The following is a 13,979-nucleotide window of genomic DNA, read 5'->3' on the forward strand; positions in this document are numbered from 1 at the left end:
GCCATGGCTGCCATCGGGACAGGGCCCAGGGACTTCGAGTACACCGACCGCGATTTCAAGGTCGTCTGCGACCTGATCCGCAAGCGGGTGGGCATCGCGCTCACCGACAGCAAGCGCGACATGGTCTACAGCCGCCTGACCCGGCGGTTGCGCACGCTCGGCCTGTCGAGCTTCGAGGAGTACCTCGCCCACCTGCAGCGGCAACCGCAGGACGACGAGGAGTGGCAGCAGTTCACCAACGCGCTGACCACCAACCTCACCAGCTTCTTCCGCGAGGGCCACCACTTCGAGATCCTCGCCGAGCAGCTCGGCAAGTTGAAGGCGAAGGGCGGCCACGTCGATCTGTGGTGCTGCGCCGCCTCCACCGGCGAGGAGCCGTATTCCATCCTCATCACCGCCTGCGAGGTCTGGGGCACGCTGAAGCCGCCGGTGCGGCTCTGGGCCACCGACGTCGACACTCAGGTGCTTGAGACCGGCTCGCGCGGCGTCTACCCCTTCGAGCGCATCGCCGGCCTGTCCGAGGAGCGCAAAAAGAAGTTCTTCTTGCGTGGCACCGGTGGCAACGATGGCCTCGTTCGTGTGAAGCCCGCTTTGCGCGAACTCGTCGAGTTCCAGACGCTCAACCTCCTCGACGCGAGCTATCCGCGCAGCCCGGAGTTCGCCGCGGTGTTCTGCCGCAACGTGATGATCTACTTCGACAAGCCGATGCAGCGCGAGATCCTGTCGAAGATCGTCCTGAAGATGGGTGCCGAGAGCCTGCTCTACACCGGGCACTCCGAGAACTACATGCACGCCAGCGACATCGTCGCCACCTGCGGCCGCTCACTGTACCGCCGTGCCTCGGCCGCCGGCGGGGCCGGCAGGTGAAGATCCGCGCCGCCCGCGCGCTCGATGCGGATGCCTCGGCACGCTCGCGCGCCTCGCCGCTGGTCTACAGGGATGCGCAGCTCGGCGCCGATGTCATCAAGATCCTGCCCGCCGAGTTCTTCGTGACCGACCAGCCGGTCGGATTGATGACGGTGCTCGGCAGCTGCGTGGCGGCGTGCATCCGCGACCCGTTCACCCACCTCGGCGGCATCAACCACTTCATGCTGCCCGACGGCGACACCAGCGACGGCGCGCCCGCCCGTTACGGGCTGCATGCGATGGAGCTGTTGATCAACGAGCTCATCAAGGCCGGCGCTCGCCGCGAGCGCTTCGAGTGCAAGGTGTTCGGCGGCGGGAACGTGCTCAAGAGCTTCACCTCGACGCCGGTCGGCACGCGCAACGCCCAGTTCGTCTCCGAGTTCCTTCGCGACGAGAAGATCAATGTCGTCGCCAAGGACCTCGGCGGCATCCATCCCCGCAAGATCTGTTATTTCCCGACGACCGGGAAGGCCATGGTGAAGTTGTTGCCGCACGCACACGACGACGCCGTGGCCGCCGAGGAAGTCGCCTACAAGGAGCGGTTGCGGCAAGCGCCGATCGCTGGCTCCGTGGAGCTGTTCTGATGCCCATCAAGGTCCTGATCATCGACGACTCCGCCCTCGTGCGGCAGCTGCTCACCGAGATCCTGTCGAAGGATCCCGAGATCGAAGTCATCGGCGCGGCGCCGGACCCGATCATCGCGCGCGACAAGATCAAGCAGCTGAAGCCCGACGTGCTGACGCTCGACGTCGAAATGCCGCGCATGGACGGCCTGCAATTCCTCGCCAACCTGATGCGCCTGCATCCGCTGCCGGTGGTGATGGTCTCGAGCCTCACCGAGGCCGGTGCCGACGTCACGCTGAAGGCGCTGGAGCTCGGCGCCATCGATTTCGTCACCAAGCCCAAGCTCGACGTGGCGAAGGGGCTGACGGCCTACGGCCCGATCCTCTGCGAGAAGGTGAAGATGGCGGCGAAGGCCAAGATCATCAGCCTTCCCGCGCGGCCGGTGGACAAGCCCGTGTCGCACGCCCCGGCGACGGCCATGGCCTTCCGCACCACCGACAAGCTCATTGCCATCGGCGCCTCCGCCGGCGGCACCGAAGCCCTGCGCGTGGTGCTCGAGATGATGCCGGCCGACGCGCCGGCCACCGTCATCACCCAGCACATCCCGGCCGAATTCAGCCGGCCCTTCGCTGAGCGCCTCAACAAGCATTCGGCGATGGTGGTGATGCAGGCCGAGGATGGTGCGCCGATCCTCGCCGGCCACGCGTACGTTGCGCCCGGTGGCAAGCACCTCGAAGTGGTGCGCGACGGCGCCCGCTGGCGCTGCCGTGTCATCGACACCGAACCCGTGAACCGCCACAAGCCCTCGGTGGGCGTGATGTTCAACTCCGTGCTGAAGGCGGCCGGTACCAACTGCGTGGCGGCTCTGCTCACCGGCATGGGTGACGATGGCAGCCGCGAATTGTTGACGCTACGCCAGGCCGGCATCCGCACCCTGGTGCAGGACGAGGCCACCAGCGTGGTCTGGGGCATGCCGGGCACGGCCTTCCGGCTGGGTGCCGCCGACGAAGTGTTGCCGCTGGACAAGGTCGCTGGACGCCTGCTGGAGCTGGCGCGGAACGCCTGAGGCACGGGACTTGCAGGGGGTGGAAGGCCCCCTCCTGGCTTCAGGAGGACTCTAAAGAACACCCCGCAAGCGCCGATACCAGCGGGGAGATTGAAGGAATCCGCCATGATCCAGCGCCTGCTGAAATTCACCGCCGCGCCGCTCGTCCTGTCCCTGATCCTCATGGTGGCGAAAGCCATGGGGGTCGCACCGGCGATCGAATGGGCCCTGCTCCTCGTCACCATGCTCGCGTGGGGCGTCGGCGTCGGCGTGCTCGCCGCCACCGGCGGTCGGAGCAAGAACGCCTCGCGCATGATCGCCGAGGAGCGCGCCCTGCTCGGCGAGCTGCGCAGCTTCGTCTCCAACGAGATCGAAGGCACGCGCGGCGAAGTGAACCGCACGCGCGAACTGATCCGCGAAGCGGTCGCCAAGCTCGGCATCAGCTTCGACGCGATGATGCGCCGCTCGAAGGAGCAGGCCAGCGCCGTGTCCCGCATCGTCGACCGCAGCGATGGTGGCGGCGTCGACGTGCAGCGCTTCGCCCACCAGGCGGCGTCGCAGATGAGCGGCCTCGTCGAGGCGCTGGAAGAGGTGAGCGGCCAGAGTTCCGCCACCGTCAACCAGATCGACCTGATGGCCCAGCATCTCGACGGCATCTTCGCCCTGCTCGAGGACGTGAAGTCGATCGCCGACCAGACCAACCTGCTCGCGCTCAATGCCGCGATCGAAGCCGCACGCGCCGGCGAGGCGGGCCGCGGCTTCGCCGTGGTGGCCGACGAGGTGCGAAACCTCTCCGAGCGCAGCACGGCCTTCAACGAACAGATCCGCAAGCTGGCCTACAACTCGAAGGAGGCCATCCACAAGGTCCGCGAGACGGTCAGCACCATGGCCAGCCGCGACCTCGACCGCTCGCGCGGTGCGAAGGATGAGTCGGCCAACATGCTGCGCCAGGTCGACCAGATCCAGCGCACGCTGAGCGACGGCATGCGCGAGATCCAGAGCGCCAACTCGGCGATGGAACAGCACGTTGGCGACGCCGTGCGTTCGCTGCAGTTCGAGGACATCGCCACGCAGGCGATGGGCTCGGCGCTCACCCATATGGAACGCCTCGCCGCCATCAACCGCGAAGCGATGGGCATGCAGGAGCTGCTGAACAAGGCCGGCGAAGGCAACGAGCAGGAGCTGCTGGCCGCCCTGCGCCGCCTGTCGTCGCGCATCAAGGAATTCCGCGGCGAGTGGGAACGCCAACCCCACAAGCCGGTGACCCAGAACAACATGTCGGAAGGTGAGATCGAACTCTTCTGACCTCGCCCAAGCCGCGTGACGCCGGCCCCTGCACGGGCCGGCGTTTTTGTGTGATGCTCTTCACGTCTTCACCCCCCCCCTGATCCTGATTTCAGGGTCCGCCCGTCATCGCAACGCGCCTTGCGCGGCCTGCCCGACGGACCTGGTTCTTCACTCCCGCGCCGCGGGAGCCGGCGACACCAGCACAGGGAGCGGAGCGATGAAGCGCAAATCGATTGCACTGATCTTGTCCATGGGCGTGGCGGCCAGTCCGGCCTGGGCGGACGACCCGATCGCCACGGATCGCCCGGACTTCGTCGAGTCGAGCCAGACCGTCGGTCTCGGCCGATGGCAGATCGAAACCAGCGTCGCTTGGGAAGAAGACGAGGACGGTGCCTTCGAGGCGAGCGCGTTCTCCACCCCGACGCTGTTGCGCTACGGCTTCGCCGAGCACTGGGAACTGCGCTTCGAGACCGATGGCTTCATCGATGCCGAGCTGCGCGGCCCGGGCCTGCGCGTGGACGAGGACGGCGTCGCCGACCTCGCGGTGGGCCTGAAGTACCACGTGCCCGGCAGCGGCGAGAACGGCGGGCCGTCGATGGCCTGGCTGATGCACGTCGACCTCGACACCGGCTCCAGCGCCTTCCGCGGCGACGGCGCCCGGCCCTCCCTGCGCCTGGTGGCGGAGTGGGAGTTGCCGAACGACATGAGCCTCGGCGTGATGCCCGGCGTGATCTACGACAACGGCGATGACGGCCGCTACGCCGCCGGCATCTTCGGCATCGTCGTCGGCAAGGGCTGGACCGACCGCTTCCGCACCTTCGCCGAGTTGGCGATGCCGCAGATCGCGAGCAGCAGCGACGGCGGCACGCAGGCCGCGCTCGACCTCGGCGGCGCCTACCTCATCAACAACAACACGCAATGGGACTTCGCCGGATCGGTGGGGCTGAACAACCGCACACCCGACCTCGGCCTGACCACCGGCCTGTCGATCCGTTGGTGAGGCCGCCATGTCCCTTCGATTGAACTTCCGCGGGCGGCTCCTGCTGCTCGGCGTCAGCGGCATCCTCGGTGCACTGGTCGTGGGCCTCGTGAGCCTCCGCGTACAGACGCACCTCGGTGACCTCGTCGATGCACAGGCCGTCAACACGCAGGCCCTGCGCAACCAACTCGAGGCCGACATGATGCACGACGCTATCAAGGCCGACCTCTACGAGGCCCTCCATGCCCGGGCCCTCGGCAACGAGGACAAGCTCGCCGGCGCGCGCGCCGGACTCGACGAGCATGTGGCCTGGTTCCAGCGCGTGGTCGACGAGAACGCCACCCTGCCGCTCGACACCGCGACCGCGGGCGCGGTGGCGGCGGTGCGGCCGGCCTTGGATGGCTACGTCGCGGCGGCGCAAAGCCTGATGGTGGAGGTGGAGGGTGGCAATGCCGCCCCTGACCTCGCCGGCTTCGATACCGCCTACGACGAGCTCGCCACCAGCATGGAGGCCACCAGCGGCGCCATCGAAGGGGCCGCTACCGCGGCCTCCGACGCGGCAACCGTCGCCCGGCAGAGCGCGACGCGGCAGATCGGCGGGCTGCTCATCGGTGGACTGCTCGTGCTCGCCACCCTCGTGTGGTGGACGACGCGCGTGCTGCTGCGCACCGTCGGCGGCGACCCAGCCATCGCCGCCGGGGCGGCCAGCGAGATCGCCGCGGGCAAGCTCACCGTCGCCATCCCGGTGGCGCCCGGCGATTCCACCAGCCTGATGTCGCGCTTGGCCCACATGCGCGACCAGCTGCGCACGCAGATCGAGCACGAGCGCACCGAAGCGGCGGAAAACCTCCGATTGCGCCATGCGCTCGACAGCGCCTCGAGCGCCACGATGATCGCCGACGAGAACCGGAGGATCGTGTTCGTGAACCGCGCCGTGGTCCGCGTGCTCAAGGACGCGGAGTCGGCCCTGCGCACCGTGTTCCCGAGCTTCTCCGCCGAACGCCTTGTCGGCGAGAGCATCGACCAGTTCCACGTGCGTCCCGAGCACCAGTCGACCCTCCTCGCCAACCTGCGTGGCGTGCACCGCGCGCAGATCCGCGTCGGTGGCCACGACTTCCGCCTCGTCGCCACGCCGATCTTCGATGGCGAGGGCCAGCGCATGGGCACGACCGTCGACTGGGACGACTGCACCGCGGAACTGGCGATGCAGCGCGAGGTCGGTGGCATCGTTTCCGCCGCTGCCGAGGGCGATTTCTCCCGGCGCATCGGCCTCGACGACAAGGAAGGCTTCTTCCGCGAGCTCGCAGGCAGCCTCAACACGCTGCTGGAACGAACGATCGAAGGCCTCGCGGAAGTGAAGAGCGTGCTGCACGCCCTGGGCGAAGGCGATCTCACGCACCGCTCCGATGCACCGCTGTCCGGTGTGTTCGCCGAGATGCGCGACGACGCCAACCGAACGGTCGAAACGCTGCAGGGCCTGATGGTCGAGATCCGCCAGTCGGCCGACCAGATCAACACCGCCGCAGGCGAGATCGCGCAGGGCAACGCCGACCTCTCGGCGCGCACGGAGCAGCAGGCCGCCAATCTCGAAGAGACGGCGGCGTCGATGGAGGAACTCACTTCCACGGTGAAGCAGAACGCCGACGCCGCGCAGACCGCCAACCGCCTCTCGGCCGATGCGGCCAAAGTGGCCGGGGAAGCGGGTGGCGTGGTGTCCGACGTGGTTCGCACCATGGACCGCATCGACGGCACCTCGCGCCGGGTCGGTGAGATCGTCACCACCATCGACGGCATCGCCTTCCAGACCAACATCCTCGCGCTCAACGCGGCGGTCGAAGCCGCGCGCGCCGGCGAGCAGGGCCGCGGCTTCGCCGTCGTCGCCAGCGAGGTGCGGGCCTTGGCCCAGCGCGCCACGGCAGCCGCGAAGGAGATCCACGGCCTGATCGGCGAATCGGTGGCCGAAGCCACCGAGGGCGCAAAGCTCGCGCACCGCGCCGGCGAGACGATGGAGATCGTCGTGCGCTCCGTTCGCCAGGTCACCGACATCATGGCCGAGATCAGCGCGGCCACGATCGAGCAGGCACGCGGCATCGACCAGGTGAACCAGACCATCGTCGCGATGGATGGCGCCACGCAGCAGAACGCCGCCCTCGTCGAAGAGGCCAGTGCGGCCGCGGCGTCGATGGAGCAGCAGGCGGTGGAATTGCGTGACGCGGTCGGGCGATTCACCCTCACCTGAGTGCGACAATCGCGGCGCGCGCTGGAACGGGCGCGCCACGTCGACAAGAGGGGGCCGGGGTTGCCGGACGGTTGGACGAACATCGCGAAGGGCCTCGCGAGCGCTGTCGCCGCGATGCTGCTCCTCGCGGCTCCCGCGTTCGCCGGCACTTGCAGCAAGACGGTGCGCTGGGAGCTCCAGCCGCCGTATGGCGTGGTGCGCCCGGACGGTGAACGTGCGGGCTACTACACCGATGTGGCGCAGGAAGCGCTCGCCCGGATGGGCTGTACCTCGACCCTGGTCGCCCGGCCTTGGGCGCGCGGCCTGAAGGAACTCGAGGACGGGCAGCTCGACCTGATGCCGGGCATGTTGTTCAACCGGGAACGCAGCCGCTACGCCCTGTTCTCGCGCGGCATCAATCTCTCGCCCAACCTGCTCTTCCTGACCGCCGCGGCGGCTCGACGGGCCACCCTGTTGCGCTTGGCCGACCTGCGCGACACCGACCTCAAGATCGCCATCGAGACCGGCGCCTACTACAGCGCCGAGTACGCGGCTCTGCTCGTTGACCCGCGCTTCGCCGCGCGCCTGCATCCGGTGCCCGACCGCGCGCGGGCCTGGCTCATGCTCGAGAGCGGGCGCGTTGATGGCGTGATCTCCGACCAGGCCTCGGCCTTGGTCGCCGGCATGCCGCTGCGTCCCGTCGGCGACCAGCCCCGAGCGGTCCTGATGCTGTCGTCGGTGCCGGCACGCATCGCCTTCAGCCGACGTCACCATGACGAGGCCTTCGTCGCGCGCTTCGACGCCGCCATCGAATCGATGATCGCCGACGGCTCGCTGCTGCGAATGCGCGAGCGCTACGTGCCCTGTCCGACGGACCCGTTGACCTTGGGATGCCAGGCCGATGCCGTGGAAACGTCACCGTCTCCGCCCTGAGCGAGGGATGTGCGCCGAGTTATGCTCCAGCCCATGCGCCGCTCCCTGATCCTCTGTCTGCTCGCCGCATCGGCCGTGGCCACCGCCCTGCCGGCACGTGAAGCCTGCATCCGGACGGTGCGCTGGGAGCCGTCGGAGCCCCCCTACAACCTGCGGCTTCCGGATGGACGCCAAGGGGGCTACTCCGCCGACCTCGTGGTCGAGGTCCTGCGCCGGATGGGATGCGAGGCCCGTCTGGTCGACATGCGTTGGCCGCGCGCGCTCGTCGAGCTGGAAGCCGGCCGCCTGGACATCATGCCGGGCATGATGCGCACGCCCGAGCGCGACGTGTTCGCGCGATTCACCCGCAGCATCAACTTCTCGCCCAACCTGCTCTATCTGTCGGGGGCGGCGCGGCAACGCAATCCCGCGCTGCGGACGCTCGCTGACCTGCGCTCGACGTCGCTGACCATCGGCGTCGAATCCTCGGCGGCCTACGGGCCCGCGTTTGTCGCCCTGAAAGACGACCCGGCATTCCGCGCCCGTCTGTACTTCGTACCGAACCAGCGCACCGCCTGGCAGATGCTGGCCACCGGCCGTCTCGATGGCCTGATTTCCGACGATGTGCTTGCGCGCATGGTGGGCCTGCCCATGCAGCCGGAGGCGAGCGAGGTGCGCGCCGTGTTGACGGTGGCCGAGGCGCACGCGTTGATCGGGTTGAGCCGTCGCAGCGTCGATGCGGCGTTTGCCGAGCGCTTCGATGCGGTGCTTGCCGAAACCGTGGCGGACGGGTGGTTGCCGCGCTTGCGCGAGCGCTACATCGGTTGCCCGACGGACCCGGTGACCTTGGGCTGCGTGGAAGCAGGTGCCGACGGTGGCGAGCTTCAGCCGCGCTAGCCCCTGAGATAGAACACCGTGTGGAAAGCCGGAATCGCGCTGTTCTGAGCGAGATTCTGGCATTGCGAAGTGCTACGGTTGCGCGTGGAGTTTTGTTGGACCGGTATGCGCCTTCTGTTCGTCCTGCTGGCCGCGCTTTGCGCGAGCGCCCCGGCTTCTGCCGAGTCGGGGCCGCGCGATCCTTGCGTCCTGACCACGCGCTGGAATCCCCTGCCTCCTTACTGGGTCGCCCGTGAGGGGCAGCCACCGACGGGCTATCTCGCGGAGCTGCTCGCCGAGTTGGGGCGCCGTACCGGGTGCGAAATGCGCTTCCGGGAAATGAACTGGGCGCGCGGCGTTGCGGAAATGAGGGCCGGCAGAGTCGACCTGATCGCAGGTGCCGTGCAGAGCCCGGAACGCGATCGGTTCGCCCGATTCACCCGGCCGATCAACGCCACGCGCAACGTGCTCTTGCTTCGCGCCGAGCTGGTCGCGACGGTCGACGTCGGTGATCTCTCCGCGCTCGCCGCAACGGAGCTCAGGATCGGGATCCAGGCCGGCGCCAATTACGGGCCCGAGTATGTGGCCCTCGCGCGCGATCCGGCGTTCGCCGCGCGACTGCGTCCCATCCTTGAACCGAAGAGCGGCTGGCAAATGCTGGAGAGCGACCGCCTCGATGGCCTCTTCATCGATGAGCTGAGTGCCTTGAACTACCAGGCCGATACTTCGGGACGCGTCCCGCTGAAGCAGGTCTTCATTTTTTCCGACGAGCCGTCGCGCGTCATGGTGGGCCGCCATCTCGATGCAGAGAAGGCGGAGGCATTGGACCGTGCGATCGATGCCATGGTGGGTGACGGCTGGTTGCCTCGATTGCGGGAGGCGTGGATTCCCTGCCCGACCGATCCGTCGACGATGGGCTGTCGCATCGACCAACCTTGAGTCCATGACCAACAACGAAACGCCGCCCTGAGGCGGCGTTTCGTTTGTTGCGGAGCGCGAGGCCTCAGGCCGTCGTCACCGTCGCGGCGATGCCCGGCTTGGCCCAGCGACGCAGCAGTTCGCTGCGCAGCTTCTCCGCCTTCTCGACGCGGCGCTCCTTGACGTGGCCGAAGCCGCGGATCTGCTCCGGCACCTCGGCGATCTCGACCGCGAGTGCGTGGTTCTCCGCCGACAGCTTCGGCAGCAGTTCGCGGATCGTCTGCACGTACTCGTCGCGCAGGCGGCGTTCCATCTTGCGCTCTTCCGTGTGGCCCACCGGGTCGAGAGCGGTGCCGCGAAGGAACTTCAGGTGCTTCAGCACCTTGAAGGCACTGAAGATCCACGGGCCGTACTCGCTCTTCACCAGGTGCCCGTCGGCGTCCTTCTTCGAGAGCAGCGGCGGCGCGAGGTGGAAGCGCAGCGAACCGCCGTCCTCGAACTGCTCCTTCAGCCGTGCCTCGAACTCGCCCGAGGTGTACAGGCGCGCCACTTCGTACTCGTCCTTGTAGGCCATCAGCTTGAAGGCGTAGCGGGCGACGGCATTCGACAGCGCGTCCTTGCTCGGCACCTTCGCGGCTTCGGCGGCGCGCACCTCGGCGACGAGGTCGCTGTAGCGCTTGGCGTAGGCGGCGTTCTGGTAGTCGGTGAGGAAGGCGACGCGGCGGGCGACGGTCTCGTCGAGCGAGAGCGAGAGCGTCTCGTCGTCGAGCGCGTCGGCGGTGCCGCTGCGCTGCGCGGGCGCGGCATCGGCGGCCTCGACCACCTTGTCGATGTCGATGGCGGCCAGGCGGCCCCAGCCGAAGGCCTGCTTGTTCATCTCGACTGCCGCGCCGTTCAGTTCGACCGCGCGCATCAGCGACTCGAACGTGACCGGCACCAGGCCCAGCTGCCAGGCGTAGCCGAGCATGAACAGGTTGGTGGCGATGGCGTCGCCGCAGAGCGCGGTGGCGAGCTTGTTCGCCTCCACCGTGAACGGCGCGCGGCCACCGAGGCTCTTGCGCACCGTCTCGATGATCGCCTCGGCCGGGAACTGCAGGTCGGGTGCTTTAAGGAACGAGGACGGCATCGCCTCGTAGGTGTTCAGCACGACTTCGGTGCGGTCGGCGCGGATCTTCGACAGCGACCAGTAGTCGTTCACCACCACCATGTCGCAGCCGAGCACGAGGTCGGCCTCGCCCGCGGCGATGCGCACGGCGTGCAGCTCGGCCGGGTTCTTGCCGATGCGGATGTGGGTGGTGACGGCGCCGCCCTTCTGCGCGAGGCCGGTCTGGTCGAGCACCGAGGTGCCCTTGCCTTCGAGGTGCGCGGCCATGCCGAGCAGGGCGCCGATGGTGACCACGCCGGTGCCGCCCACGCCGGTGAGCAGGATGTTCCAAGGCTGCTCGAGGCTGGAGCGCACGTTCGGCATCGGCAGGGCGCTGAAGTCGATCTTGGCCTTCGGCTTCTTCTTGCGCAGCGGGGCGTCCACCACCGAGACGAAGCTTGGGCAGAAGCCACGCACGCAGCTGAAGTCCTTGTTGCAGCCGCTCTGGTCGATCTCGCGCTTGCGGCCGAATTCGGTTTCCTTCGGCAGCACCGAGACGCAGGCCGACTTCACCGAGCAGTCGCCGCAGCCTTCGCAGACCAGCGAGTTGATGACCACGCGCTTCGGCGGGTCGACCATCAGCTTGCGCTTGCGGCGGCGACGCTTCTCGGCCGCGCAGGTCTGGTCGTAGATCAGGATCGAAGCGCCCTTCACTTCCGACAGCTTCTTGTGCACGTCGTCGAGCTCGGCGCGGTCGTAGAACTGCACGCCGTCCGGGAAGATCGACGGATCGCTCCACTTCTCGATGTCATCGGACACCACGACGATCGTCTGGATGCCCTCGGCGCGCATCTGCCGCGCGATGTCCGGCACGGTGAGCGTGCCGTCCACCGGCTGGCCGCCGGTCATGGCGACCGCGTCGTTGTAGAGGATCTTGTAGGTGATGTTGACCTTGGCCGACACCGCCTGGCGGATCGCCAGCGAGCCCGAGTGGAAGTAGGTGCCGTCGCCGAGGTTCTGGAAGACGTGCGGCGTTTCCACGAAGGGCGCCTGGCCACACCACGTCGCGCCTTCACCGCCCATCTGGGTGAAGGTGTCGGTGCGGCGGTCCATCCACGTGACCATGTAGTGGCAGCCGATGCCGCCGAGCGCGCGGTGGCCCTCCGGCACCTGCGTGCTGGTGTTGTGCGGGCAGCCCGAGCAGTAGGTCGGCACGCGCGGGAACAGCGGGCGCGGCAGCGCGAGCTCCTGCTCCTTCTCGGCGATCCACTTCAGGCGTGCGGTGATGGCTTCCGAATTGAAGAAGCGGTTCAGGCGCTTGGCGATCACGCGGGCGATGCGCGCCGGCGTGAGCTCGCTGGTGCTCGGCAGGATCCAATCACCAGACTCGTCGTACTTGCCGACGATCGACGGGCGTTGGCCGTCGAAGTTGTAGAACTGCTCCTTCATCTGCGCTTCGATGAAGGCGTGCTTCTCCTCGACGACCACGATGTCCTCGAGGCCGCGGGCGAAGTTGCGGAGGCCCTGCGGCTCCAGCGGCCAGGTCATGCCGACCTTGTAGACGCGGATGCCGATGGCCTCGGCGTCCTTGTGGTCGATGCCGAGGTACTCGAGCGCCTGCAGCACGTCGAGGTAGCTCTTGCCGGTGGTGACGATGCCCAGCCGCGCGCGCGGCGAGTCGTAGATGATCTTGTCGAGCTTGTTGGCGCGAGCGAAGGCGTGCGCGGCCTTCACCGCGTACTGGTGCAGGCGCATTTCCTGGTCGAGCGGCGGGTCCGGCCAGCGGATGTTGAGGCCGCCCGGCGGCAGCTCGAGGTCGGTCGGGATGACGATGTCGAGCTGGTGCGGATTGACGTTGACCGACGCCGACGATTCGACGGTCTCGGCGATCGTCTTGAAGCCCACCCAGCGGCCCGTGTAGCGGCTCATGGCCCAGCCGAGCAGGCCCATGTCGAGGATGTCCTGCACGCCGGCCGGGTTCAGCACCGGCATCATCGCGCTGACGAATTCGCCTTCCGAGCCGTGCGGCAGCGTCGAGCTGCGGCAGGCGTGGTCGTCGGCGGCCAGCACCAGCACGCCACCGTTTTTGTTCGTGCCGGCGGCATTGCCGTGCTTGAACACGTCGCCGCAGCGGTCGACGCCCGGGCCCTTGCCGTACCACATGCCGAACACGCCGTCGTACTTGGCGCCCGGCCACAGGTTGGTCTGCTGGCTGCCCCAGACCATCGTCGCGCCGAGGTCCTCGTTGATGCCCGGCTGGAACTGGATGCCTGAGGCCGCGAGGTGCTTGCGCGCCTTCCACAGCTCGAGGTCGAAGCCGCCCAGCGGCGAGCCGCGGTAGCCCGAGATGAAGCCAGCGGTGTTGAGTGCGGCAGCGCGGTCGCGCATCTGCTGCATCAGCGGCAGGCGCACCAGGGCCTGCACGCCCGACAGGTAGATGCGACCTTCAGTACGGGTGTACTTGTGGTCGAGGGTGTACTCGCCATCGACGATGGCGGGAGACGCGGTGGAGCGGTCCGTGGCGGAGGGCAGGACGGCGGGCATCGGCAGGGCCTCGGGGGCGTTCGAGCAAAGACTCGGAATTATAGCCCGTCCGGGTTTTGACGCCGGGTGGAGATGCCGGGAAAAGACGGGCGCCGGCGTCAGGCCCGGGTGAAGGCCCCGGCCACCACTACGCGTGCCGGGAGCGGGTGTCGCGTCGGGGCCGATGGGCGGACAGCCCTTGGCTTCGCCTGTCTATTGCTTTCGCATCCCCGAACCTGACCGGATTTATCGCAGGGGGAATCGACCCGATCGGACCACGCATCGAACGGCTGAAGCGGGGAAGCCGCAGTCATTCGTCGCGAACGCCGGCGATCGCAACCGACGCCTTTGGAGTGCGAAAGCAGAAAGGGATGATGCTTATCGCAACCCCAATTTGCCGCGCTACTTTGTAGCCCCGGCATGTGCGCCACCTAAACCGCATCCAGCAATAGATGGGCCCGCAACGTGGATCCGCCAAGTGATTGGCCGGACGTTGAATTTTCTTGATTGACGGCTCCCTAGGCCCCCGTCACGCTTCTACTACACCCCCTACGGGGGTACACAAGTAGTTAGCGGGGCGGCGGTGGACGATGGGCTTACGGATCGTCCGCGCGAGTGCGAAAACTCTGACGCAATTTTCCGTAGGCGCTCCGACTGCCGCGTCGGA

At 67.8% G+C, this 13,979-nt stretch carries 10 protein-coding genes; 9 read left to right on the forward strand and 1 reads right to left on the reverse strand.

Translation table 11 applies throughout. The features are described from left to right. Positions 1-3 precede the first annotated feature (3 nt). The 9 genes from ACIQ6S_RS12145 to ACIQ6S_RS12185 all read left to right on the forward strand — a co-directional run bounded on the left by ACIQ6S_RS12145 (position 4) and on the right by ACIQ6S_RS12185 (position 9,726). The gene (locus tag ACIQ6S_RS12145; protein ID WP_397608584.1) at positions 4-867 is read left to right on the forward strand and encodes a CheR family methyltransferase; all 864 of its coding nucleotides are present in this window, start codon (positions 4-6) and stop codon (positions 865-867) included. Positions 868-869: 2 nt separating this feature from the next. After that, positions 870-1,490, forward strand: coding sequence for a chemoreceptor glutamine deamidase CheD (gene cheD / locus ACIQ6S_RS12150; RefSeq protein WP_397608594.1), 621 nt, complete (start codon positions 870-872; stop codon positions 1,488-1,490). Next, the gene (locus tag ACIQ6S_RS12155; RefSeq protein WP_397608585.1) at positions 1,490-2,536 is read left to right on the forward strand and encodes a chemotaxis response regulator protein-glutamate methylesterase; all 1,047 of its coding nucleotides are present in this window, start codon (positions 1,490-1,492) and stop codon (positions 2,534-2,536) included. Before cheD ends, ACIQ6S_RS12155 begins: the two co-directional genes overlap by 1 nt. Positions 2,537-2,641: 105 nt before the next feature. Further along, positions 2,642-3,820, forward strand: a complete 1,179-nt coding sequence (locus ACIQ6S_RS12160; protein WP_397608586.1) for a methyl-accepting chemotaxis protein — start codon at positions 2,642-2,644, stop codon at positions 3,818-3,820. Between the two features lie 199 nt (positions 3,821-4,019). Further along, positions 4,020-4,802 (forward strand): transporter, encoded by a 783-nt coding sequence (locus tag ACIQ6S_RS12165; protein ID WP_397572500.1) that lies wholly within the window; start codon positions 4,020-4,022, stop codon positions 4,800-4,802. A gap of 7 nt (positions 4,803-4,809) precedes the next feature. Then, positions 4,810-7,020, forward strand: coding sequence for a methyl-accepting chemotaxis protein (locus ACIQ6S_RS12170; RefSeq protein WP_397608587.1), 2,211 nt, complete (start codon positions 4,810-4,812; stop codon positions 7,018-7,020). Between the two features lie 114 nt (positions 7,021-7,134). Continuing rightward, positions 7,135-7,932 (forward strand): substrate-binding periplasmic protein, encoded by a 798-nt coding sequence (locus tag ACIQ6S_RS12175; RefSeq protein ID WP_397608588.1) that lies wholly within the window; start codon positions 7,135-7,137, stop codon positions 7,930-7,932. 75 nt (positions 7,933-8,007) lie between these two features. Next, complete coding sequence (locus tag ACIQ6S_RS12180; protein WP_397608589.1) at positions 8,008-8,808, forward strand: substrate-binding periplasmic protein; 801 nt, start codon at positions 8,008-8,010, stop codon at positions 8,806-8,808. Between the two features lie 105 nt (positions 8,809-8,913). Next, positions 8,914-9,726, forward strand: a complete 813-nt coding sequence (locus ACIQ6S_RS12185; protein WP_397608590.1) for a substrate-binding periplasmic protein — start codon at positions 8,914-8,916, stop codon at positions 9,724-9,726. Between the two features lie 64 nt (positions 9,727-9,790). On the opposite strand, the gene ACIQ6S_RS12190 is transcribed toward ACIQ6S_RS12185, so the two are convergent. Then, positions 9,791-13,333, reverse strand: coding sequence for an indolepyruvate ferredoxin oxidoreductase family protein (locus tag ACIQ6S_RS12190; RefSeq protein ID WP_397608591.1), 3,543 nt, complete (start codon positions 13,331-13,333; stop codon positions 9,791-9,793). Between the last annotated feature and the right edge of the window lie 646 nt (positions 13,334-13,979).

It is taken from the genome of Silanimonas sp., from assembly GCF_044377035.1.
In the GTDB taxonomy this organism is placed as follows: Bacteria; Pseudomonadota; Gammaproteobacteria; order Xanthomonadales; family Xanthomonadaceae; genus Silanimonas.

Coding starts and splice junctions, on each gene's coding strand:
- ACIQ6S_RS12145 (WP_397608584.1), top strand. CDS start 4: ATGGCTGCCATCGGGACAGGGCCCAGGGACTTCGAGTACACCGACCGC.
- ACIQ6S_RS12155 (WP_397608585.1), top strand. CDS start 1,490: ATGCCCATCAAGGTCCTGATCATCGACGACTCCGCCCTCGTGCGGCAG.
- ACIQ6S_RS12160 (WP_397608586.1), top strand. CDS start 2,642: ATGATCCAGCGCCTGCTGAAATTCACCGCCGCGCCGCTCGTCCTGTCC.
- ACIQ6S_RS12165 (WP_397572500.1), top strand. CDS start 4,020: ATGAAGCGCAAATCGATTGCACTGATCTTGTCCATGGGCGTGGCGGCC.
- ACIQ6S_RS12170 (WP_397608587.1), top strand. CDS start 4,810: ATGTCCCTTCGATTGAACTTCCGCGGGCGGCTCCTGCTGCTCGGCGTC.
- ACIQ6S_RS12175 (WP_397608588.1), top strand. CDS start 7,135: ATGCTGCTCCTCGCGGCTCCCGCGTTCGCCGGCACTTGCAGCAAGACG.
- ACIQ6S_RS12185 (WP_397608590.1), top strand. CDS start 8,914: ATGCGCCTTCTGTTCGTCCTGCTGGCCGCGCTTTGCGCGAGCGCCCCG.
- ACIQ6S_RS12190 (WP_397608591.1), bottom strand. CDS start 13,333: ATGCCCGCCGTCCTGCCCTCCGCCACGGACCGCTCCACCGCGTCTCCC.